Origin of the sequence: Pseudomonas sp. NPDC089392, assembly GCF_044749595.1 — a bacterium.
Classification (GTDB): domain Bacteria; phylum Pseudomonadota; class Gammaproteobacteria; order Pseudomonadales; family Pseudomonadaceae; genus Aquipseudomonas.
Genome location: NZ_JBIVIF010000005.1, coordinates 215,583 through 237,626 on the forward strand (window position 1 = coordinate 215,583; position 22,044 = coordinate 237,626).

Genomic DNA, 22,044 nt, shown 5'->3' on the forward strand with positions numbered 1-22,044 from the left:
GGGGCCGCTTTGCGGCCCATTCGCAGCACAAGGCTGCTCCTACAGAAGCACGCGATCCCTGTGGGAGCAGCCTTGTGCTGCGAATGGACCGCGAAGCGGTCCCCACGGCCATCACGCCCCGGTACCGCCCACGGTAATCGCATCCAGCTTCAAGGTAGGCTGCCCCACCCCGACCGGCACCGACTGCCCGTCCTTGCCGCACGTCCCTACCCCGCTGTCCAGCGCCAGGTCGTTACCGACCATCGACACCCGGCTCATCGCCTCCGGACCATTGCCGATCAGGGTCGCGCCCTTCACCGGTGCGGTGATCTTGCCGTCTTCGATCAGGTAGGCCTCACTGGTCGAGAACACGAACTTGCCGCTGGTGATGTCCACCTGGCCACCACCGAGGTTGGCGCAGTAAATGCCTTTCTTCACCGAGCGGATGATTTCTTCTGGGTCGCTTTCGCCGGCCCGCATGTAGGTGTTGGTCATGCGCGGCATCGGCAGGTGCGCGTAGGATTCACGGCGGCCGTTGCCAGTCACCGCCATGCCCATCAGCCGTGCGTTCAGCTTGTCCTGCATGTAGCCCTTGAGCACACCGTTCTCGATCAGCGTGGTGCATTCGGTCGGGGTGCCTTCGTCGTCCACGCTCAGCGAGCCACGGCGGCCTTCAAGGGTGCCATCGTCTACGATGGTGCACAGGCTCGACGCCACTTTCTCGCCCATGCGGCCGCTGAACGCCGAACTGCCCTTGCGGTTGAAGTCACCTTCCAGGCCATGGCCAACGGCTTCGTGCAGCAGCACGCCCGACCAGCCCGAGCCCAGCACGACCGGCAAGGTACCGGCCGGCGCCGGGATCGCTTCCAGGTTCACCAAGGCCTGGCGCAACGCTTCGCGGGCATAGCCCATCACCCGTTCCTCGGTGAAGAAGCGGTAGTCGGTACGCCCGCCACCGCCCTGTCCGCCACGCTCGCGGCGGCCGTTCTGCTCGACAATGACGCTGACGTTGAAGCGCACCAGCGGGCGCACGTCGGCGGCCAGGCTGCCATCGGCCGCAGCGATCAGGATGCGCTCCCAGACCCCGGCCATGCTCACGCTGACCTGCTGGATACGCGGGTCCAAGGCCCGGGTGGCGGCGTCGACACGCTTGAGCAGCTCGACCTTCTCCGCCCGGCTGAGCACGTCCAGTGGGTTGTCTGCCGCATACAGGGCGGTCACGTCCTGGCTGCGGAAGGCCTGCACCGTGCCGTTCTGCCCGGCACGGGAAATGGAACGGGCGGCACGCGCTGCCGAAGTCAGGGCTTCGAGGTTGATGGCGTTGCTGTAGGCGAAACCGGTCTTTTCACCGGACTGGGCACGTACCCCTACGCCTTGGTCCAGGTTGAAGCTGCCCTCTTTGACGATACCGTCTTCCAGCGCCCAGGTTTCCGAGATCTGGCCCTGGAAATAAAGGTCGGCGGCATCGATGCCGGGGCCGGCCAACTCACCCAGCACGCTCTGCAGGCTGTCCAGGGTCAAGCCGCCTGGGGCCAGGAGCTGCTCACTGACGGTGGATAACATCTGGCTCATAGTCACTCCGAGGTGTGCGCAGGCCGCAACGCGCCCTGCGAGAAAAAGCGCCGGTGCGATACCACCGGCATGCGCGCCCGGATGGACGCTTGTTCTTCAATGTCGCGCTCGGCAAGCAGTACCGCTTCGCCTTGCGCCTGTTGCGCGACGATGCGCCCCCAGGGGTCGACGATCGCCGCATGGCCATGGGTTTCCCGTGGGCCCGGGTGGGTGCCGCCCTGCGCCGCCGCCAGCAGATAGCACTGGGTCTCGATGGCCCGGGCACGCACCAGCACCTCCCAATGCGCCGCTCCGGTCACTGCAGTAAAGGCAGCCGGTGCGGTGATCAGTTCCGCGCCGGCAGCACGCAGCGCGCTGTACAGCTCGGGGAAGCGCAGGTCGTAACACACGCTCAAGCCCAAACGCCCGACCGGCGTATCAGCCACCACTACCTGTGCGCCATGGGCATAGTCATCCGACTCACGGTAACGACCGCGGTTGTCGGCAACGTCCACGTCGAACAGGTGCAGCTTGTCGTAGCGTGCCGCCACCTCGCCGTGCTCGTCGATCAGCAGCGAGCAGGCATGGGCCTTGGCTTCGGGCTGGCCGACCGGCGGCAAGGGCAAGGTACCGGCAACAATCCATAACTTGAGGTCGCGGGCGGTACGTTTCAACCACGGCAGGATCGGCCCTTCGCCCAAGGCTTCGGCACGGCCGATGGCAGCAGCGTCCTTGCGGCCCATGGCGGCGAAGTTTTCTGGCAGCACCGCCAGCCGTGCGCCGCCCAGCGCGGCCTGCTCCAGCAAGGCACCGGCACGCTGCAGGTTGGCCAGTACATCGTCCTGGCTGACCATCTGGATTACCGCTGCCTTCATGGGCACTCCTAGCGGGATTTCTCGAAAGGTTTCACAAATGTGATTCTAGGCTCTTTCACCGGGCCTTCGACACGGTAGTGCACGCTGGCAAAGCGCGACACGCGGTCACCGATCAAACGGTCGACCAGGAACAGCGCCCCGCCCACGGCCGGCGCGCCGACGATCAGGGCCGCCAGTGGCAGGTTGTTGGTTACCGGCAGGGTCACCTGCAGGTTGGCATCGACCCGGTCGCGCACCAGGTCCAGGGTGCCATCCAGTTCGAAGTTGCTCGACGGCCCGGTTACGGTGATCGGCTCGCGGGTCACGTAGACGCCGCTACTGGCGACCAACAGGCCTTTGACCCGGTCATAGGCCAGGCCCTTGTCGAACAGGTCGGAAAAGTCCAGGCGCAAGCGGCGGCCAATCGAGTTGAAGTTGAGCAGGCCGAACACCCGCAACGCCTGGGCGCTACCTTCAACCTCGACGAACTGGCCAGTGCGCAGCGCCGCATCCATGCTGCCCGAGAAGCGCTTGAGGCTCACCGAGGCAGGCGAGCCCGGCCAGCGGCCATCCACATCCAGGCGGAAGTCGCGGCTGGTCACGGTCGGGGCAAAGCCCCAGGCCTTGAGCACATCGGCCAGGTTCTTGCCGTCCAGGCGCCCCTTGTACCAGCTGCTGGTGCTGCCGGGTTCGCCTTCCCAGCCGCCACCGCCATCGATGCGCAGGCCTTTGAAATCGAGGTCGATATCGCTGGCGGTAACGCCACGCGCGGTCGGCCGCAGCTTGATCGATGCGCTGCCGAACAGGTCGTCACCGCGGTAGAGTTTATCGATGCTCAGGTCTAGTGCCGGTACTTTGCGCGGGTCGAACGACGCCAGCGGGTCCGGGCCCTCCTCGGCCTGTTCCTGGGCCTGCTTTTCGGCTGGGCTGGCAGCGGGCAGGCGCAGGGTTTGCATGCGCACGACCATGGGCGCCCCCTTGGCATCTGGCACCCGGGCATTGCCGATAACCTCCTTGCTGTCGAGACGCAAATCCCAGGCCGGGCCGCCACGGGCCAGGCGCACCACGGCCTGGTTCAGGTCCATGCCAAAGGCTTTCAGCTGGCCGATACTCAGGTCCACGCTCTGCAGGTTCTGCCGTGCGCTGCCGCCTGGGTCGTTGCCGGCAAGGCGTGCCGCCTGTTCTTGCCAGGGCGCCAGGTCCAGCGCCTGCAGGCGCCCGCGCACGCGCAGGCCCTGCCCGGCAGGTACCTGGGCTTCGCCTGCACCCAGCAGCAACTCACCACGGCCCTGGCTCAGCTTGTCTGCCGGCGCGGCGTAGGCAAAGCGGGCAAGGTCGGTATATGCGGCATCGAAGCGCCGCTCCGGGCCCTGCAAGTTCATGCTGAAACGGCTGTCGCGGGTATCTGCCGCTGCCTTGCCGAACGGTGCCGGCAGGTCGATGGCCAGGCCCTTGAGGCTGGAGGTGACGCTCAGGCGGTTTTCCCGGCTACCCAGGCTGACCTGCAACTGGTACGGCAGGTCACCAGAGGCTGGCAAGGCTTGATTGAACTGCAGCCAATCGGTCAGCGCCTTGAGCGACACCTGGCCATTGGCGTTGATACGCGTCTGCATCTGCCCGGGCTGGCCTTCGGCGGTGATTTGCGCCGTCACTGGCTTGCCGAAGGCTTGCAGGCTGATGCCCTTGCCACTCAGCCCCTTGTCGAAATCGAAGCTGAAGTCACCCTTCAGGCGGCTCAATTCCAGGCTCGGCGGCGCGACCTTCAGGCGCGCATCATTGGTGACGAAATTCACCTGCACTTTTGGCCGCTGCCCGTGGGCCAGCGGGATATCGAGCTTGACCTTGCCCTTCAGCGGCCCCTCGCCCTCCCAGCCAGCAAAGATTTCGCCCGTGCCGATCGGCGCTTCCTTGAGGATCTTCAGGCCATCACCCAGGCTGCCGTCGAAGTCACCATCAAGGTACAGGTGGCTGTGTTGGCCCTCGTCAACATGCGGGATATCGACATTGATATTGCTGACCTTGGTGTCGAGCAGCACGCCACGCTGGGCCTTGACGCGCACACCGCTGTCCTCGATCAGCACATCGCCATCCACGTGCTGCACTTGCGGCCAGCCAGGCTGGAAATCCAGGGCCGCGTCATGCACCTTGAAGAACAGGCTGATGCTGCGAGCCTCCGGCGCCACGCCATGGTTCAGTGAGCCCTGGTACTGGAAGTAGCCTTCGTCCACCGCGCCTTTGACGATGGCGCTGCGCAGCCATTCGTCGAGGGCCGGGCTGAGCACTTCGGGCAGGTACTTGGCGGTGTAGCGGCCATCGCCTTCGGTCAGGCCGACGCGCAGGTCCATGTAGTCCTCGCGGCCTTCTTCGAACAGCAGGCGAATGAGGAAGTCCCCGGCAATCTTGCCCTCCTCGCCCAGCACCTTGAGGTACGGCGCGATCAGGGTGAAACCCTCTTTGTCCAAGGCCCAGGTCAGGCGCGCATTGGCCTTCTGATAGTGCCAGGGCTTGGCAAAGATCGGGTACAGATGCAGCATGAATGCATCGGTATCCAGGCGCAGCTCACCGTGGCCCAGATCTCCGCTGATGCTGCCGCTGACGTTACCGGCAGCCGGGGCGCTGTGGTAAGCATCGAAGCCGACCTTGTCCAGGTTGGCCTCGAACTGCAGGCGCTGGTCACCCTCGGCCTTGGGGCGGGCAACCAGGCGTACATTGCGCAGCGCACCGGTCACTTTCAGGCCATCGACCACGTCCATGACTTTTTCAGGCAGTGGTGCCCAGGCATCGATCAGCGAGGTCAACGGCGTAAGGTTGAGGTGGTCGGCCTGCACCTGCCAGCTTTCATCGGCTGCATGCTCGCCTGGGCGTTGCTGCAACTGCAGGTGCGACTCCCAGCGGGTCTTGCCGATATCCATGGCCAGGGAGTCGACCACCACATCAAAGCCTTGATCCTGGCGCTGGAACCAGGCGCCAAGGGCCAGGTTGTTCAGTTTGGCAGCCTTGCGCCCGGAATAGGCGCCCTGCAGCTCAGGTGCATTGAGCCGCACCACGGCCCGCTGCAACTGCCCCTTGCCCCAGTCAACCCAGAATTCACCGCCCGCCCGCAGGGCGTCGGCATGCCACTGCCCCAGCAAGCTGGGTGGCAACCAGTGCGACCAGTCACTTTGTGGCAGGCTCAGGTAGGCTTCGACCTCGCCATCACGCCAGTCCTTGGCCGACGCGCGGCTGCGCAGGTTCAGCGCCAAGGGTTGGCCATCGGGCAGGGTCGCTCGCAGGTCCAGGGCCTGGCGCGAAGCCCCGGCTTGCAGGCCGGCGCTTACATAGGTCAGGGTCAGCGGGTCGCGCTGCCAGGGGTGCAGGGTGACTTGGCTGTCGAACACATCAACGCGGCCCAGCTGGCGCAGGCGCTGCAGCAGCTCGGCGGGATCAAGCGCTGTATCGTCCTTCTTCGGCAGGCCTTCGAGGTTCCAAGCCCCCTGGTCGTTCTCGCGCAGGATCAGTTGCAGGCCGCCCAGCTGAATGCGCGCCAGACGCACTTCGCGGGCAGCAAGGCTGGCCCAGACGTCGGGGACTACCTTGACGTCATCCAGACGCAGCGCCGTGGCACCCTCGCCCAATTGCAGGTCGCGCACCCGCAGCACCGGCGCCAAGCCGCTCCAGCGCCCCTCCAGGGCACCGACATGCACGGGTAGGCCCAACGCCTGCTCGGCCTTGCTTTCCAGATCGGCGCGGTACTCGGCCACCAGTGGCACCAGTTCGCGGCCCAGGCTGACATACAGCGCCACCAATACCGCCAGCAGGGCGCATATACCCAGCCCCCAGCGGGTCAAGGCGACAAGAACGCGGGTCAGACGTCCCATGGCCATGGCCCTCCAAGTCGTCTATCCATGATGGCCCGTAGCGCCAGTTTTGCCAGCCCGACCCTGCAGCGGCGTGTTTCAAAAGGCCTCAGAGCAGCACCACGTCATATTGTTCCTGCGAATACATCGACTCGACCTGGAAGCGAATGGTTCGACCGATGAACGCCTCCAGCTCCGCTACGTTGCCCGACTCCTCATCCAGCAGGCGGTCGACAACCTTCTGGTTGGCCAGCACACGGTAGCCTTCGGCCTGGTAGGCTCGGGCCTCGCGCAGGATCTCGCGGAAAATTTCGTAACAGATGGTCTCGGGGGTTTTCAGCTTGCCGCGGCCCTGGCAGGCAAGGCACGGCTCACACAGCACCTGCTCAAGGCTTTCACGCGTGCGCTTGCGGGTCATCTGCACCAGGCCCAGTTCGGTGATACCGATGATGTTGGTCTTGGCGTGATCGCGCTCCAGCTGCTTTTCCAGGGTGCGCAGCACCTGGCGCTGGTGCTCTTCGTCTTCCATATCGATGAAGTCGATGATGATGATGCCGCCGATATTGCGCAGGCGCAGTTGCCGAGCGATGGCGGTGGCGGCCTCGAGGTTGGTCTTGAAGATGGTCTCTTCAAGGTTGCGATGGCCGACGAACGCGCCGGTGTTGACGTCGATGGTGGTCATCGCTTCGGCCGGGTCGACCACCAGGTAGCCACCGGACTTCAGCGGCACCTTGCGCTCCAGGGCACGCTGGATTTCGTCTTCGACGCCATACAGGTCGAAGATTGGCCGTTCGCCAGGGTAATGTTCGAGGCGGTCGGCAATTTCCGGCATCAGTTCGCCGACGAACTGCGTGGTCTTCTGGAAGGTTTCCCGTGAGTCGATGCGAATCTTCTCGATCTTCGGGTTGACCAGGTCGCGCAGGGTACGCAGGGCCAGGCCCAGGTCTTCGTAGATGACCGTGGGTGCACCGCAGGTCTTGATCTGGGTGCCGATCTGCTCCCACAGGCGACGCAGGTAGCGGATGTCCTGGAGGATTTCCTCGGCACGCGCGCCCTCGGCAGCGGTACGCAGGATGAACCCGCCGGCATCCTTTATGTTTTCGCTCTCCATGCAGTTGCTGACCACCTGCTTGAGGCGCTCGCGCTCGGCTTCATCCTCGATCTTCAGCGAAATGCCGACATGGCTGCTGCGCGGCATGTACACCAGGTAGCGCGAGGGGATCGACAGCTGGGTGGTCAGGCGCGCGCCCTTGCTGCCGATAGGGTCCTTGGTCACTTGCACCACCAGGGCCTGGCCCTCGTGCACCAATGCCGTGATGTTCTCGACTGCCGAGCCTTCGCGCTGGGAAATTTCCGAGGCATGGATGAACGCTGCGCGCTCCAGGCCAATGTCGACGAAGGCCGCTTGCATGCCCGGCAGCACACGAACCACCTTGCCCTTGTAGATATTGCCGACGATGCCACGGCGCTGGGTGCGCTCGACGTGCACTTCCTGCAGTACCCCGTTTTCCACCACCGCCACGCGTGACTCCATCGGGGTGATGTTGATCAGGATCTCTTCACTCATGGCAGGCTCTCGTCAAAGGTCTTGAATAATGATGGATGGCGTATGCAATGCTGGCTAGCGCGGGTTTGTTACCTCGGGCGTATGCGCAGGCGATTGCCAGCAGGCGATGCCGAATTGACCAAGCAACTCGGCCGTTTCACTCAGGGGTAAGCCGACCACCGCCGAGTAGCTGCCGGAAAGACCAGTGACAAACACCGCGCCCAGGCCCTGGATGGCGTAGCCGCCGGCCTTGTCAGCTGGCTCGCCGCTGGCCCAGTAGCGTTGCGCTTCATCGGCGCTGATCACACGGAAACGCACCTTGCTGGTGACGCACAGGCTGTGCACGCGCTGGCCATCATCGAGGGCGACAGCGGTCAGTACCTGATGCTCGCGGCCTGACAGGTCGGCCAGCATGGCCAGGGCATCTTCGCGGTTTTCCGGCTTGCCGAGAATACGACCATCGAGCACCACGGCGGTATCTGCGCCGAGTACTACAGCCGGCCCTTCGACACAGGCCAGGCCGGCGGCAGCCTTGGCCCGGGCCAGGCGTTCGACGTAGGCCGGGGCGCTTTCGTTAGGCAGTGGGGTTTCATCGATGGGGGCGCTGACGACGCTGAACGGCACGCCGATCTGGGTCAGCAGTTCACGACGACGGGGCGAGCCGGAGGCCAGGAATAGAGGGTTCATGCAGACATCTCCCTGTCAGTTGCGGCATCGCCGTCAGTTGATACGCAAGCGTCGGCGCAGGTCGCGCAGGGCAAAGCTGATCCATGGCCAGAGCAAGGCACTGATCACTGCCGACCAGACCAGCGCCAGGGTAGGCAGGCGGTTGCCGGTCAGCGCGCTGAGCCACAGCTGGATCAACTGGGCGATGCCGAAGATCACCAGGATCACCAGGCTCTGCTGCCACATGGGGAACATGCGCAGGCGCTGCTGCAGTGACAGCACCAGGAAAGTGATGAGGGTAAGGACCAGCGCGTTCTGCCCCAGCAGGGTGCCATACAGCACATCCTCGGCCAGGCCCAGCACGAACGCCGTGGTCATGCCGACCTTGTTCGGTACGGCAAGGGTCCAGAACGACACCAGCAAGGCCAGCCACATAGGCCGGAATACTTCCATGAACTGCGGCATGGGCGAGACACTGAGCAGCAGGCCGATGGCGAAAGTCAGCCAGACGACCCAGCCGTTGTTGCGGCGTGATGCAGCCATCATTGCCTCCGGGGATGAGCGGGTGCGGCAGGCGCGGCAACCGGCGTGGCAGGTGCAGCCGCCGAGGTTGCAGGCTGTGCCGGGGCCGCAGGTGCAGGCGGTGCGGCAGGTGCGCCCTGCTCGCCCGTGCTGGCCGGCTGGCCGGAAGCCGAGGCGCCCTTGCGGTCGGCCTCTTCCTGGGCAATGGCGGCATCGGTAGCGCGCTGTTCCGGGGTACGCCGGTCGCTGAACACCAACAGCATGTAGCGGCTGCGGTTGAGCGCGGCGGTGGGGATAGCGCGAACGATGGCGAACGGCTGGCCGGAATCGTGGATCACTTCGTTGACCGTGGCCACCGGGTAGCCGGCCGGGAAACGCTGGCCCATGCCGGAACTGACCAACAGGTCGCCTTCCTTGATATCGGCGGTATCGGCCACATGGCGCAGCTCCAGCCGCTCCGGGTTGCCGGTGCCGCTGGCGATGGCGCGCAGGCCGTTGCGGTTGACCTGCACCGGAATGCTGTGGGTGGTATCTGTCAGCAGCAGCACCCGCGAGGTATAGGGCATCAACTCGACCACCTGGCCCATCAGGCCGCGGGCATCGAGTACCGGCTGGCCGAGGAACACGCCGTCACGCTCGCCCTTGTTGATCAGGATGCGGTGGGTGAACGGGTTGGGGTCGACACCGATCAGCTCGGCCACTTCGACCTTTTCGTTGACCAGCGCCGAGGAGTTGAGCAGCTCGCGCAGGCGCACGTTCTGCTCGGTCAGGGCCGCCAGCTTCTGCAGGCGCCCCTGCAGCAACAGGGCTTCGGTCTTGAGCTTTTCGTTTTCGGCGATCAGTTCTGTGCGGCTGCCGAACTGGCCGGCCACGCCTTGCCAGGCACGCTGCGGCAGGTCGGTGATCCAGTAAGATTCCATGAGCACCAGGCCCATCTGGCTACGCACCGGCTTGAGCACGTCGAAGCGCGCGTCGACGACCATCAACGCGACCGACATCACCACCAGAACGAGCAGGCGAACGCCCAGCGAAGGGCCCTTGGAAAAAAGCGGTTTAATGGGCCGTTCCTCGTGGACGACTCAGGAGGTCATTGGACATGGGACAACGCACCAGCCTGGTTGCGGGTTGACGGATACGGCGCCACAAACAGGCGCCAGCCCAGCACATACAGGTAGCACTGTGCGTACTACCTGTAAACCGGGCGCTCGTGAACAGCGAGTGGAATCACTCGCTGGAGAGCAGGTCCATCGCGTGCTTGTCCATCATCTCCAGGGCGCGACCGCCGCCACGGGCGACACAGGTCAGCGGGTCTTCGGCGACGATTACCGGCAGGCCGGTCTCCTGGGCCAGCAGTTTGTCCAGGTCACGCAGCAGCGCGCCACCACCGGTCAGCACCAGGCCGCGCTCGGCGATGTCCGAAGCCAGCTCGGGTGGCGATTGCTCCAGCGCGCTCTTGACCGCCTGGACGATGGTCGCCAGGGATTCCTGCAGCGCTTCGAGCACTTCGTTGGAGTTCAGGGTGAAGGCACGCGGTACGCCTTCGGCCAGATTACGGCCACGCACGTCGACTTCGCGGACTTCGCCGCCCGGGTAGGCGGTACCGATTTCCTGCTTGATGCGCTCGGCGGTGGATTCGCCGATCAGGCTGCCGTAGTTGCGGCGCACGTAGGTAACGATGGCTTCGTCGAAACGGTCGCCGCCAACACGGACGGATTCGGCATAGACCACACCGTTCAGGGAGATGAGGGCGATTTCAGTGGTACCACCACCGATATCGACGACCATCGAACCGCGAGCCTCTTCGACCGGCAGGCCGGCACCAATAGCAGCGGCCATCGGTTCTTCGATCAGGAACACTTCACGGGCACCGGCACCCAGGGCCGACTCGCGAATGGCGCGGCGCTCTACCTGGGTCGACTTGCACGGCACGCAGATCAGCACACGCGGGCTGGGCTGCAGGAAGCTGTTTTCGTGAACTTTGTTGATAAAATATTGCAACATTTTTTCGCAGACGCTGAAGTCGGCGATGACGCCGTCCTTCATCGGACGAATGGCTGCAATGTTGCCGGGCGTACGGCCCAGCATGCGTTTGGCTTCGGTACCGACGGCGACGACGCTTTTCTGATTGCCATGGGTACGGATGGCAACAACCGAGGGCTCATTCAGGACGATACCGCGCTCACGCACGTAAATAAGGGTGTTGGCAGTACCCAGGTCGATGGAGAGATCGCTGGAAAACATGCCACGCAGTTTCTTGAACATGGGAAAGTGACCCTGGGGAAAGCGTGGGTAAAAAAGTGCGGCAAACTCTAACAACGGCGGGGATTTTGGGCAAGGAGCCAATATGTTAAATTGGCTGTTTTTCCGAGCACGCCAGCAGATGATCGCGGCCGTTAGACCGCCAGAAAGCTGACATGTTCCTCACCACGGACATCATTCCGTTCTTTGTTTCCCCTGGAGATCCCCATGGCGCTTGAACGCTGCGACGTGGAAAAGATCGCCCATCTGGCCCGCCTGGGCCTGAATGATGGCGATCTGCCACGCATTACCGACGCCCTGAACAGCATTCTTGGGCTGGTTGACCAGATGCAAGCGGTCGATACCACTGGCATCGAGCCCCTGGCCCACCCCCTCGAGGCCAGCCAGCGCCTGCGTCCCGACCAGGTCACCGAAAGCAACCAGCGCGACGCCTACCAGGCCATTGCGCCGTCGACCGAAAGCGGTCTGTACCTGGTTCCCAAAGTCATCGAGTAAGGGATAGAACCTGCCATGCATCAATTGACCCTGGCCGAGATCGCCCGCGGACTCGCCGACAAGTCGTTTTCTTCCGAAGAGCTGACCGGCGCCCTGCTGGCGCGCATCAAGCAGCTCGACCCGCAAATCAACAGCTTCATCAGCGTCACCGAAGACCTGGCCCTGGGCCAGGCGCGTGCCGCCGACGCCCGTCGCGCCGCTGGCGAAACCGGCGCGCTGCTGGGTGCCCCGATCGCCCACAAGGACCTGTTCTGCACCAACGGCGTACGCACCAGCTGCGGCTCGAAGATGCTCGACAACTTCAAGGCCCCGTATGACGCCACCGTGGTTGCCAAGCTGGCCGAGGCCGGCATGGTCACCCTGGGCAAGACCAACATGGACGAGTTCGCCATGGGTTCGGCCAACGAATCCAGCCACTACGGCGCGGTGAAGAACCCATGGAACCTGGAGCACGTGCCGGGCGGCTCGTCGGGCGGTTCGGCTGCAGCCGTGGCCGCGCGCCTGCTGCCGGCCAGCACCGGTACCGACACCGGCGGTTCGATCCGCCAGCCGGCGGCACTGACCAACCTCACCGGCCTCAAGCCGACGTACGGTCGTGTTTCGCGCTGGGGCATGATCGCCTACGCCTCCAGCCTCGACCAGGGCGGCCCTCTGGCACGCACTGCAGAAGACTGCGCCCTGCTGCTGCAAGGCATGGCCGGTTTCGATGCCAAGGACTCCACCAGCATCGAAGAGCCGGTGCCGGACTACAGCGCCAACCTCAATTCCTCGCTGCAGGGCCTGCGCATCGGCCTGCCGAAGGAGTACTTCGGTGCCGGCCTCGACCCGCGCATCGCCGACCTGGTCCAGGCCAGCGTCAAGGAGCTGGAAAAGCTCGGCGCCGTGGTCAAGGAAATCAGCCTGCCGAACATGCAGCACGCCATCCCGGCCTACTACGTGATCGCCCCGGCTGAAGCCTCGTCCAACCTGTCGCGTTTCGACGGCGTGCGCTTCGGCTACCGCTGCGAAGAGCCAAAAGACCTCACCGACCTGTACAAGCGTTCCCGTGGCGAAGGCTTCGGCGTTGAAGTGCAGCGCCGCATCATGGTCGGCACCTATGCCCTGTCGGCCGGCTACTATGACGCCTACTATGTGAAGGCGCAGCAGATCCGCCGCCTGATCAAGAACGACTTCATGGCCGCCTTCAACGACGTCGACCTGATCCTTGGCCCAACCACGCCAAACCCGGCCTGGAAGCTTGGCGCCAAGAGCAGCGACCCGGTCGCCGCCTACCTGGAAGACGTCTACACCATCACCGCCAACCTGGCGGGCCTGCCGGGCCTGTCGATGCCAGCCGGCTTCGTCGATGACCTGCCGGTCGGTGTGCAACTGCTGGCGCCGTACTTCCAGGAAGGCCGCCTGCTCAACGTCGCGCACCGCTACCAGCAAGTGACCGACTGGCACACCCGCGCCCCCAACGGCTTCTGAGGAATTCACACATGCAATGGGAAGTTGTGATCGGGCTGGAAATCCACACTCAGCTCGCCACCCAGTCGAAGATCTTCTCCGGCAGCGCCACCACCTTTGGCTCCGAGCCGAACACCCAGGCCAGCCTGGTTGACCTGGGCATGCCTGGCGTACTGCCGGTACTGAACCAGGAAGCCGTGCGCATGGCGTGCATGTTCGGCCTGGCCATCGATGCCGAGATCGGCAAGCGCAACGTGTTCGCGCGCAAGAACTACTTCTACCCGGACCTGCCCAAGGGCTACCAGATCAGCCAGATGGACCTGCCGATCGTCGGCAAGGGTCACCTGGACATCGCCCTGGAAGACGGCACCATCAAGCGCATCGGGGTAACCCGCGCGCACCTGGAAGAAGACGCCGGCAAGAGCCTGCACGAAGACTTCAGCGGCTCCACCGGCATCGACTTGAACCGTGCCGGCACGCCGCTGCTGGAAATCGTCTCCGAGCCTGACATGCGCAGCGCCAAAGAGGCGGTGGCCTACGTCAAGGCGATCCACGCACTGGTGCGTTACCTGGGCATCTGCGACGGCAACATGGCCGAAGGCTCGCTGCGTTGCGACTGCAACGTGTCGATCCGCCCGAAAGGCCAGGCCGAGTTCGGCACCCGCTGCGAGATCAAGAACGTCAACTCGTTCCGCTTCATCGAGCGTGCGATCAACAGCGAGATCCAGCGCCAGATCGACCTGATCGAAGACGGCGGCAAGGTGGTGCAGGAAACCCGCCTGTACGACCCGAACAAGGACGAAACCCGCTCCATGCGCAGCAAGGAGGAAGCCAACGACTACCGTTACTTCCCCGACCCTGACCTGCTGCCGGTGGTGATCGAGGACAGCTTCCTCGCAACCATCCGCGCCGGCCTGCCAGAGCTGCCACCGCAAAAGGTCGAGCGCTTCCAGAGCCAGTATGGCCTGTCGGCCTACGACGCCAACGTGCTGGCTTCCAGCCGCGAACAGGCAGATTACTTCGAAGAAGTGGTGAAAATTGGCGGCGACGCCAAGCTGGCCGCCAACTGGGTAATGGTCGAGCTGGGCAGCCTGCTGAACAAGCTGGGCGTGGAAATCGACCAGGCACCTGTCAGCGCCGCGCAGCTGGGTGGCATGCTGCTGCGCATCCGCGACAACACCATCAGCGGCAAAATCGCCAAGACCGTGTTCGAGGCCATGGCCGCCGGTGAAGGCGATGCCGACAGCATCATCGAGAGCAAAGGCCTGAAGCAGGTCACCGACACGGGTGCGATCGACAAGATGCTCGACGAAATGCTGGCCGCCAACGCCGAGCAGGTCGAACAGTACCGTGCGGCTGATGAAGCCAAGCGCGGCAAGATGTTCGGCTTCTTCGTCGGCCAGGCGATGAAAGCCTCCAAAGGCAAGGCCAACCCGGGGCAGGTGAACCAATTGCTCAAGGCCAAGCTCGAAGGGTGATTGTTTTACCGCTGTAATGCTGCGAGGGCTTCGCCCTCGTTCGCGGGTAAACCCGCTCCTACAGGTCCGCGCTGTACCTGTAGGAGCGGCTTTAGCCGCGAATTGCCGCCCCAGGAGAGCACCTGACTTGCTAAAACGATCCCTCGGCACCTTGGCCCTGTTTTCCTTCCTGGCCGGCTGCGCCAGCCACGACATCGACCCGCGCGGCTACAACCAGACGGGCACCGCGTCCTATTACGGCTCACGCCACCACGGCAAACGCACCGCCAGCGGCGAACCGTTCAACCAGCACGGCCTTACCGCCGCCCACCGCAGCCTGCCCTTCGGCACACGCGTGCTGGTCACCAACACGGCCAACCAACGCAGCGTCGTGGTCCGTATCAACGACCGTGGCCCACACACCCGCGGCCGCCTGATCGACCTGTCACGCGCCGCCGCAGAAAAAATCGGCATGCTCCGTAGCGGAACAGCGCGCGTGCGAGTACAAGGGCTTAGCGACTGACGCGACAGGAGTCCGACCATTTTCGACCTGGCCACCCTTCCCACCTTCAGCCTGCTGCAACTGGGCATCGCCCTGCTGTTGCTGGTTGGCGGCGCCGAACTGCTGGTGCGCGCAGCCTTGCGCCTGGCGCAGCGCCTTCATGTTCGCCCGCTGATCATCGGCCTGAGCCTGGTGGCCTTCGGCAGCACCGCGCCACAACTGACCGTAAGCCTGCAGGCCGCCTACCAGGGCGCGCCGGACGTGGCGGTAGGCAGCGTGATCGGTAGCAACATCTTCAACGTACTGGTCATTCTCGGCCTGGCCGCGCTGATCATCCCGCTGCGGGTGTCGCGCCAACTGGTACGCCTGGACATACCGCTGATGATCGTCGCCAGCGGGTTGGTCTATGCGCTGTCCGCCAACGGCCATCTGGGCCGCATCGAAGGGACCTTGCTGCTGCTGGGCCTGGCCGGTTACCTGGCCATGCTCTGGCACCAGTCGCGCCACTATGCACGTACCTACCCTGCCCCGGACGCCGCCAGGGCCAGCGCCGGGCGCTTCTGGCCGGGTACGCTGCTGCAGGTACTGGTCGGCCTTGGCTTACTGAGCCTGGCGGGTCACTTGTTGCTGGAGGCCGCCGTCGAGGTGGCTACCGACCTGGGTCTATCCGAGCGCATCATCGGCCTGACGGTCGTCGCCATCTGCACCTCCCTGCCGGAACTGGCCGCCGCACTGATCGCCGCCCTGCGTGGCGAACGGGAAATCGCCGTGGGCACGGTGATCGGCAGCAACCTGTTCAACCTGCTGGCCGTTCTCGGCCTGACTGCACTGGTTACCCCCGAGCCGCTGTCGATATCACCCAATGCACTGTCTTTCGACCTGCCGGTGATGCTCGGCGTTGCCGTTCTGAGCCTGCCGGTGTTCTATTCCGGGTACCGCATCACTCGCGCCGAGGGCCTGGTATTCCTTTGCCTGTACCTTGCCTACGGCCTGCACGTGGCGGCGTTTACCATGGGCCTGCCGCTCGCCGGCCGCCTGGAACAATTGATGCTGTTCTATGTGCTGCCGGTGCTTGCGCTTGTGTTGTTGTACACGACGGTGCGGGCATGGCGGCGGCAGCATTGAGGGAGGTGTGGAATGGGAGCGCGTCAGGGCCGCCAAGCGCAGGCCTTTAGCCTTGCATCGTCGGTGAGATCGAGCGCCGCCCGCGCGGCGCTTCGCGGCTAAAGCCGCTCCTACATTTGTTTCGGGCCAGTCCATCCTGTGCCAGGCGCGCGCGACCGCCCTGTTTGTACGGCGCGATTTCGAGGTGTGCGCCAAGGCGTTCGCGCGCAAATCCCACAGGAATAATTGGCCCGAAACAAACGTAGCGGCTTTAGCCGCGAAGCGCCGCGCGGGCGGCGCTCGATCTCATAGGCGCTGAAAATGTTGCGGCAAACATCTACGGCGCTCGATCTCCCAGGCGCCGAAAACCTAACGGCATACCCCTCAAGAACAAACCCAATTCAGCCCTTGGCCTGCCGAGCCTTCTTCAACTTGAAGGCCACCCACAGCACGGCAATCCACCCCGGAATCAACATCACCGAGATGCGAATCGGCGGGGTCAGGTACATCACCACCAGAATCAGCACGATGAATGCCAGGCACAGGTAGTTGGTCAGCGGGTGCCCCAGGCTCTTGTAGAACGGGGTAATCCCGGCGGCCAGCTTGGCCTTGCGGAACTTCAGGTGGGTAATGCTGATGCTCGCCCAGTTGATCACCAGTGCCGATACAGCCAACGCCATCAGCAGGCCAAAGGCTTCACCTGGCATCAGGTAGTTGATCAACACACACAGGCCGGTGGCAAAGGCCGACACCCCCAGCGCTGTCAGCGGCACGCCGCTGCGGCTGACTTTCAACAGCTGGCGCGGCGCGTCGCCCTGGCTGGCCAAGCCGAACAGCATGCGGCTGTTGGCGTACACGCAGCTGTTGTATACCGACAACGCAGCGGTCAGCACGACGATATTGAGGATGGTCGCCACCAGGTCACTGTCCAGCTCGTGGAAGATCATCACGAACGGGCTACCGCCCTGCACTACCTTCTGCCATGGGTACAGCGACAGCAGCACCGCCAGGGCGCCGATGTAGAAGATCAGGATGCGGTACACCACCTGGTTGGTGGCCTTGGGGATGCTCTGGCGTGGGTTGTCGGCCTCGGCGGCAGTGATGCCCACCAGCTCCAGGCCACCGAACGAGAACATGATCACCGCCAGGGCCATCACCAGCCCGGTGACGCCGTTAGGGAAGAAACCACCGTATTGCCACAGGTTGGCCACGGTGGCATCCGGGCCGCCATGGCCGCTGCTCAGCAACCAGGCGCCGAAGCCGATCATGCTGACAATGGCCACCACCTTGATCAGGGCGAACCAGAACTCCATCTCGCCGTAGACTTTTACCTGGGTCAGATTGATCAGGTTGATCACCACGAAGAAGATCGCCGCCGTGGCCCAGGTGGGGAAATCCGGCCACCAGTACTGCACATAGATGCCGACCGCCGTCAGTTCGGCCATGCCTACCAGCACGTAAACCACCCAGTAGTTCCAGCCCGAGACAAACCCGGCGAATTCGCTCCAGTACTGGTGGGCGAAGTGGCTGAAGCTGCCGGCCACCGGCTCTTCCACCACCATTTCGCCCAGCTGGCGCATGATCAGGAAGGCCATCAGCCCGGCAATGGCATAGCCCAGCAGGACGGAGGGGCCGGCCAGCTGGATGGTCTGGGCGATGCCCAGGAACAACCCGGTACCGATAGCCCCGCCCAGCGCAATCAGCTGGATATGGCGATTCTTCAGCCCGCGCTGTAACCGCTCGGGCGTGCTCTGGTCTTGCATGAAGTGTCCTTTAGCTCAGTGAGGCAGTGTTGTTGCTGTTATTTGCAGTCAAGGATCTAGATCCATCCGCCCCACTGCAAGATGAAAATACCAATGTTGGTGGTGATCGCCGCCATTAACGTGGTAATCACGATGATCGAGGCCGCCAGTTGATGGTTGCCGTTCGCCGCCCGCGCCATCACGTAGCTGGCCGCAGCCGTCGGGCTGCCGATATAGAGGAACAGAATGCCCAGCTCGGCCCCGCGGAAGCCGCACAACCAGGCGCCAAGCGTACCGAGCACCGGCAACCAGACCATCTTCACCAGGCTGGCATCGAAGGCCAGCCTGCCACTGTCGCGCAATGCCGCCAGCGACAGGGTGCCGCCGATGCAGATCAGCGCCAGCGGCAGGGTCATCTGCGCCAGGTAGTCGCCCGAGGTCAGCAGCCAGTTGGGCAGCGGCACCTGGCCGTAGGCCATCGGGGTTGCCACCAGCACGCTGATGATCAGCGGGTTGCTGAAGATGCTCTTGCAGATGCTCCACGGGTCGGACTTCAGGTCCGGGCTGTACACCGCCAGTACCACTGCCGACAGCGAGTTGTACATGAGGATGACCAGGCCGGCGAGCACCGCGCCCAAGGATATACCGTAGTCACCGTACAGGCTGGCGGCCAAGGCCAGGCCGATTACGCCGTTGTTGCCGCGGAACGCGCCCTGGGTATAGATGCCCCGGTCGGCAAGCGGGCTGCGCCAGATAGCCAGGCCCCAGGCGATGGCGAAGCCGACCAGGGTGGCGACGATGAAATAGAGGATGACGCCAGGTTTGACCGCTGCGGCCAGGTCGGCGTGGTAGATGCCGAGGAACAAAAGCGCCGGCATGCACACGTTGAACACCAGCTGCGACGCGACGCGGTTGAAATTGTCGTCGATCAGGTGGATGCGTTTGAGCAGCACGCCCATGAACAGCATGGCGAAGACCGGTGCCGTGATGTTCAGCGTCTGGATAAGAAGGGCGAGCATGCGCAAGCGATCCTGGAGGGGGTTGCCGTTAGGTGGCTAATGATACGCCAACAGCCGGGATTTGCGCGGATCGCGGGGTGTTATAGAGAAATTTCTCTCTGCACCGGCCTCTTCGCGGGTGAACCCGCTCCCACAGGGACCTCACAGGTTCCGAAACCTGCACAAGACCTGTAGGAGCGGGTTTACCCGCGAAAAGGCCGGTACTGCCAGTAAAGATTCAGCGCCGAACCGGCCGCTTCTGCAGCTTGCGCTGCAAGGTCCGGCGGTGCATGCCCAGCGCCCGGGCAGTGGCCGAGATATTGCCCTCGTGCTCGTTAAGCACGCGCTGAATATGCTCCCACTGTAGGCGGTCGACCGACATCGGGTTTTCCGGCACCAGGGTATCCAGATCGGTGTGCTCCGACAGCAGCGCCGCCAGCACATCGTCAGCATCGGCCGGCTTGCACAGGTAATTGCAGGCACCGCGCTTCACCGCTTCTACCGCCGTGGCAATGCTCGAGTAACCGGTCAGGATCACCACGCGCATTTCCGGGTCCAGCTCCAGCAGCTTGGGCAACAGCACCAGGCCGGAGTCACCGTCCATCTTCAGGTCCAGCGTGGCGTAGTCCGGCAGGTCCTGCTGGGCCAGGATCAAGCCTTCCTCGGCCGAACTGGCCGTGCTCACGCGGAAACCGCGGCGGCTCATGGCACGGGCCATGACCCGGGTGAAGGTGGCATCGTCATCCACCAACAGCAGGTGCGGCAGCTCTTCGCTTTCGACCTGGTTTTCTTCGCTCATCATTCATCTCCTCGCTTGCCATAGGGCAGGCGCAGTTCGGTCAGGGTGCCACCCTGTTCATGACTATAGAGTTTCACCGAACCGCCCGCACGGGTCACGCTGGCCTTGCTCAAGAACAGGCCCAGGCCGAAGCCTTTGCCTTTGGTGGTAATGAAGGGTTTGCCGATGGCTTCGGCAATGGCCGGCGGCACGCCGGGGCCATGGTCGCGGATGCTGATGACGATGTCCTGGGCGTCCCAGTCCAGGCGCACTTCAAGGTCATCGGGGCAGGCATCGGCTGCATTGTTCAACAGGTTCAACAGCGCCTGGGTCAGGTCCGGCGGTGGGATCAGGCGCGGCACCTGGCCGTCGCGCAGGCGCTGGAAGCGGTAGCTGGCTTCCGGGCGCATCAGGTGCCAGCGGTTCAGCGCTTCGTCCAGCCAGGCGGTCACGTCCTGCTCGACCACGGCCAGGCGGCGGTTGGCTTCGGCAGCGCGCACCAGCTGTTGCAGGGTTTCTTTGCACAGCTTCACCTGGTCCTGGAGGATCTGCAGGTCTTCCTGCAACAGCGGGTCGGTGTGGTCCTGGCGCATTTCGTTGATCAGTACGCTCATGGTCGCCAACGGCGTGCCCAGTTCATGGGCGGCACCCGCAGCCTGGGTGGCCACGGCCAGCAGCTGCTCGTCGCGCAGGCTTTCTTCACGGCGCTCGGAGCGCAGCTGCTCCTGGCGGCGCAGCTCTTCGGCCATGCGCGCGGCAAAGAAGGTGATTACCGCTGCGGCCAAGGCAATGCTCAGCCACATGCCGTAGACCTGCATCTTGTCCCGCGCCATAGGCAGGCCTTCAAGCGGGTAGAACTGCACCAGCAGCAGGCTGTAGGCGGTCAGGGCTATGCCCGAGAGAATCAGCGAATACAGCCACGGCAGGGTCACCGCAGCAATTGCCAGTGGCACCAGGTAATACGACACGAACGGGTTGGTCGAACCGCCGGAGTAATACAGCAAGGCACTGTGGATCAGCAGGTCACAGGCCAGCTGCAGGGCATACTCCATTTCGGTGACCGGCAACGACAGGCGCAGGCGCAGGGCCGTGAAGGCACACAGCAGCGACGACAAGGCCAAAGTGCCGGCCAGCGACAGCCAGGGCAGCGGCAGCAGTTCGGTCCAGTAGGCAACGCCCACGGAGCCAGCCTGGGCAGCCAGGACCAGGACCCGGATGACGGTCAGGCGCCAGAGGTTCTGGCGGGTAGCGGACAGCGGTTGTACGGCAGCGAGCATGAGCTCTCCTGATGAGTGCTCCAGAAAAATCGGCTGGAGTATACCGAAGCCGGGCGCCCTGCTGCAGCGATGCGGCAAAGCGCCACACTTTGTCACACAGTGATGATGGCACTTTTGAACCCACTACACTGTTGCCGGTCTGATGGGCCATGCGTGGCATGGATGACCAGAGCCCACGCCTTTTATTGCCAAGGAGTACCCCATGCAAATCCCACGTCGCGGCGCCGCGCTGATCCTGTCCTGCGGCCTGCTTGCCAGCCTGCCGGCGCTGGCCGCCGATGAGCCACGTTACAACCAGGTATCACTGCGCGCCGAAGTCAGCAAGGAAGTAGCGCGCGACCTGATGGTCGTGACCCTGTACAGCGAAGCGCAGAACAGCGACCCGGGCAAGCTCGCCCAGCAGATCACCGAAACCATGAACAAGGCCGTGCAGCAGTCGCGCCAGGTCAAGGACGTGAAGATCAGCCAGGGCAGCCGCAACAGCTACCCGGTGTATGACAGCAAAGGCCAGAAGATCACCGGCTGGCGCGAGCGTGCCGAGCTGCGCCTGGAAAGCGCCAACTTCCCGGCCCTGTCGCAGCTCACTGCCGACCTGCTGCAAGAACTGAAAATGGGTGGCATGGACTTCTCCATCGCCCCGGCCACGCGCAAGTCCAGCGAAGATGCACTGCTCAAGGATGCGGTGGATGCCTTCAAGGCGCGCGCGCAACTGGCTACCGAGGCGTTGGGTGGCAAGGGCTATAAAGTGGTCAGTTTGAACCTGAACAGCAGCGGCTATCCACGCCCGTACATGCGCAGTGCGCCGATGGCGATGAAGGCCATGGGGGCTGATGAAGCGGCACCGGCGCCGGATATTGAAGCCGGGACCAGTGAAGTGAGCATGAATGCTGATGGGTTGATTGAAGTGCAGATGCCTTAAAGCCACGAAGCACCTGTACAGGCTGTGTGAAAACCTGAAATTTTGAGCCAGCTCCTGCAAAATGCCCCGCATCAACGATGCGGGGCATTTTTCATGGCGTACATCCAGGGTGA

The 22,044-nt window shown here is 63.8% G+C and carries 18 protein-coding genes; 6 read left to right on the forward strand and 12 right to left on the reverse strand.

Annotation, left to right across the window (positions count from 1 at the left end; translation table 11 throughout):
- Positions 1–111 precede the first annotated feature (111 nt).
- The 8 genes from tldD to mreB form a co-directional block, all read right to left on the reverse strand.
- On the reverse strand, positions 112–1,551 hold the full coding sequence (gene tldD / locus ACIP1G_RS07925) for a metalloprotease TldD (protein ID WP_400735261.1): 1,440 nt from the start codon (positions 1,549–1,551) through the stop codon (positions 112–114).
- A 2-nt stretch (positions 1,552–1,553) separates the two neighbouring features.
- Positions 1,554–2,405: a carbon-nitrogen hydrolase family protein gene (locus tag ACIP1G_RS07930; RefSeq protein WP_400735262.1), complete on the reverse strand. Its 852-nt coding sequence runs from the start codon at positions 2,403–2,405 to the stop codon at positions 1,554–1,556.
- 8 nt (positions 2,406–2,413) lie between these two features.
- Positions 2,414–6,247: a YhdP family protein gene (locus ACIP1G_RS07935; RefSeq protein WP_400735264.1), complete on the reverse strand. Its 3,834-nt coding sequence runs from the start codon at positions 6,245–6,247 to the stop codon at positions 2,414–2,416.
- A gap of 82 nt (positions 6,248–6,329) precedes the next feature.
- Entirely contained in the window at positions 6,330–7,787 is a 1,458-nt protein-coding gene (gene rng, locus ACIP1G_RS07940; protein WP_201198720.1) for a ribonuclease G, read from the reverse strand.
- Between the two features lie 54 nt (positions 7,788–7,841).
- Positions 7,842–8,453 carry a Maf family protein gene (locus tag ACIP1G_RS07945; RefSeq protein WP_400735266.1) on the reverse strand — a complete coding sequence of 204 codons (612 nt, stop codon included), beginning with the start codon at positions 8,451–8,453 and terminating at the stop codon, positions 7,842–7,844.
- Positions 8,454–8,486: 33 nt separating this feature from the next.
- Positions 8,487–8,975: a rod shape-determining protein MreD gene (gene mreD, locus ACIP1G_RS07950; RefSeq protein WP_400735268.1), complete on the reverse strand. Its 489-nt coding sequence runs from the start codon at positions 8,973–8,975 to the stop codon at positions 8,487–8,489.
- On the reverse strand, positions 8,975–9,982 hold the full coding sequence (gene mreC / locus ACIP1G_RS07955) for a rod shape-determining protein MreC (RefSeq protein WP_400735290.1): 1,008 nt from the start codon (positions 9,980–9,982) through the stop codon (positions 8,975–8,977). The genes mreD and mreC overlap by 1 nt, the downstream gene beginning before the upstream one ends.
- A gap of 196 nt (positions 9,983–10,178) precedes the next feature.
- On the reverse strand, positions 10,179–11,216 hold the full coding sequence (mreB, locus tag ACIP1G_RS07960; protein WP_003255163.1) for a rod shape-determining protein MreB: 1,038 nt from the start codon (positions 11,214–11,216) through the stop codon (positions 10,179–10,181).
- A gap of 204 nt (positions 11,217–11,420) precedes the next feature.
- Here mreB and gatC point away from each other — a divergent pair, with 204 nt between their 5' ends.
- The 5 genes from gatC to ACIP1G_RS07985 all read left to right on the forward strand — a co-directional run bounded on the left by gatC (position 11,421) and on the right by ACIP1G_RS07985 (position 16,238).
- Positions 11,421–11,708, forward strand: a complete 288-nt coding sequence (gene gatC / locus ACIP1G_RS07965; RefSeq protein WP_400735270.1) for an Asp-tRNA(Asn)/Glu-tRNA(Gln) amidotransferase subunit GatC — start codon at positions 11,421–11,423, stop codon at positions 11,706–11,708.
- A gap of 15 nt (positions 11,709–11,723) precedes the next feature.
- Positions 11,724–13,175 (forward strand): Asp-tRNA(Asn)/Glu-tRNA(Gln) amidotransferase subunit GatA, encoded by a 1,452-nt coding sequence (gatA, locus tag ACIP1G_RS07970; protein ID WP_400735272.1) that lies wholly within the window; start codon positions 11,724–11,726, stop codon positions 13,173–13,175.
- Between the two features lie 11 nt (positions 13,176–13,186).
- The gene (gatB, locus tag ACIP1G_RS07975) at positions 13,187–14,632 is read left to right on the forward strand and encodes an Asp-tRNA(Asn)/Glu-tRNA(Gln) amidotransferase subunit GatB (protein ID WP_400735274.1); all 1,446 of its coding nucleotides are present in this window, start codon (positions 13,187–13,189) and stop codon (positions 14,630–14,632) included.
- Positions 14,633–14,759: 127 nt separating this feature from the next.
- On the forward strand, positions 14,760–15,134 hold the full coding sequence (locus ACIP1G_RS07980; RefSeq protein ID WP_400735276.1) for a septal ring lytic transglycosylase RlpA family protein: 375 nt from the start codon (positions 14,760–14,762) through the stop codon (positions 15,132–15,134).
- 60 nt (positions 15,135–15,194) lie between these two features.
- Complete coding sequence (locus ACIP1G_RS07985) at positions 15,195–16,238, forward strand: calcium/sodium antiporter (RefSeq protein ID WP_400735291.1); 1,044 nt, start codon at positions 15,195–15,197, stop codon at positions 16,236–16,238.
- Positions 16,239–16,618: 380 nt separating this feature from the next.
- On the opposite strand, the gene ACIP1G_RS07990 is transcribed toward ACIP1G_RS07985, so the two are convergent.
- From ACIP1G_RS07990 to ACIP1G_RS08005, 4 genes are all read right to left on the reverse strand, one after another.
- Positions 16,619–17,980 (reverse strand): amino acid permease, encoded by a 1,362-nt coding sequence (locus ACIP1G_RS07990; protein WP_400735277.1) that lies wholly within the window; start codon positions 17,978–17,980, stop codon positions 16,619–16,621.
- Positions 17,981–18,036: 56 nt separating this feature from the next.
- Complete coding sequence (locus tag ACIP1G_RS07995; protein ID WP_400735279.1) at positions 18,037–18,978, reverse strand: AEC family transporter; 942 nt, start codon at positions 18,976–18,978, stop codon at positions 18,037–18,039.
- Between the two features lie 217 nt (positions 18,979–19,195).
- The gene (locus ACIP1G_RS08000; protein WP_003255244.1) at positions 19,196–19,756 is read right to left on the reverse strand and encodes a response regulator transcription factor; all 561 of its coding nucleotides are present in this window, start codon (positions 19,754–19,756) and stop codon (positions 19,196–19,198) included.
- Complete coding sequence (locus tag ACIP1G_RS08005; RefSeq protein ID WP_400735281.1) at positions 19,756–21,012, reverse strand: ATP-binding protein; 1,257 nt, start codon at positions 21,010–21,012, stop codon at positions 19,756–19,758. Before ACIP1G_RS08005 ends, ACIP1G_RS08000 begins: the two co-directional genes overlap by 1 nt.
- A gap of 202 nt (positions 21,013–21,214) precedes the next feature.
- On the opposite strand from ACIP1G_RS08005, the gene ACIP1G_RS08010 reads away from it, so the two are divergent.
- Positions 21,215–21,931 (forward strand): SIMPL domain-containing protein, encoded by a 717-nt coding sequence (locus tag ACIP1G_RS08010; RefSeq protein WP_400735283.1) that lies wholly within the window; start codon positions 21,215–21,217, stop codon positions 21,929–21,931.
- Positions 21,932–22,044 lie beyond the last annotated feature (113 nt).

Coding starts and splice junctions, on each gene's coding strand:
- mreB (WP_003255163.1), bottom strand. CDS start 11,216: ATGTTCAAGAAACTGCGTGGCATGTTTTCCAGCGATCTCTCCATCGAC.
- tldD (WP_400735261.1), bottom strand. CDS start 1,551: ATGAGCCAGATGTTATCCACCGTCAGTGAGCAGCTCCTGGCCCCAGGC.
- ACIP1G_RS08010 (WP_400735283.1), top strand. CDS start 21,215: ATGCAAATCCCACGTCGCGGCGCCGCGCTGATCCTGTCCTGCGGCCTG.
- ACIP1G_RS07995 (WP_400735279.1), bottom strand. CDS start 18,978: ATGCTCGCCCTTCTTATCCAGACGCTGAACATCACGGCACCGGTCTTC.
- gatC (WP_400735270.1), top strand. CDS start 11,421: ATGGCGCTTGAACGCTGCGACGTGGAAAAGATCGCCCATCTGGCCCGC.
- rng (WP_201198720.1), bottom strand. CDS start 7,787: ATGAGTGAAGAGATCCTGATCAACATCACCCCGATGGAGTCACGCGTG.
- mreD (WP_400735268.1), bottom strand. CDS start 8,975: ATGGCTGCATCACGCCGCAACAACGGCTGGGTCGTCTGGCTGACTTTC.
- ACIP1G_RS08000 (WP_003255244.1), bottom strand. CDS start 19,756: ATGAGCGAAGAAAACCAGGTCGAAAGCGAAGAGCTGCCGCACCTGCTG.
- ACIP1G_RS07990 (WP_400735277.1), bottom strand. CDS start 17,980: ATGCAAGACCAGAGCACGCCCGAGCGGTTACAGCGCGGGCTGAAGAAT.
- ACIP1G_RS07930 (WP_400735262.1), bottom strand. CDS start 2,405: ATGAAGGCAGCGGTAATCCAGATGGTCAGCCAGGACGATGTACTGGCC.
- gatB (WP_400735274.1), top strand. CDS start 13,187: ATGCAATGGGAAGTTGTGATCGGGCTGGAAATCCACACTCAGCTCGCC.
- ACIP1G_RS07945 (WP_400735266.1), bottom strand. CDS start 8,453: ATGAACCCTCTATTCCTGGCCTCCGGCTCGCCCCGTCGTCGTGAACTG.
- ACIP1G_RS07935 (WP_400735264.1), bottom strand. CDS start 6,247: ATGGCCATGGGACGTCTGACCCGCGTTCTTGTCGCCTTGACCCGCTGG.
- gatA (WP_400735272.1), top strand. CDS start 11,724: ATGCATCAATTGACCCTGGCCGAGATCGCCCGCGGACTCGCCGACAAG.
- ACIP1G_RS08005 (WP_400735281.1), bottom strand. CDS start 21,012: ATGCTCGCTGCCGTACAACCGCTGTCCGCTACCCGCCAGAACCTCTGG.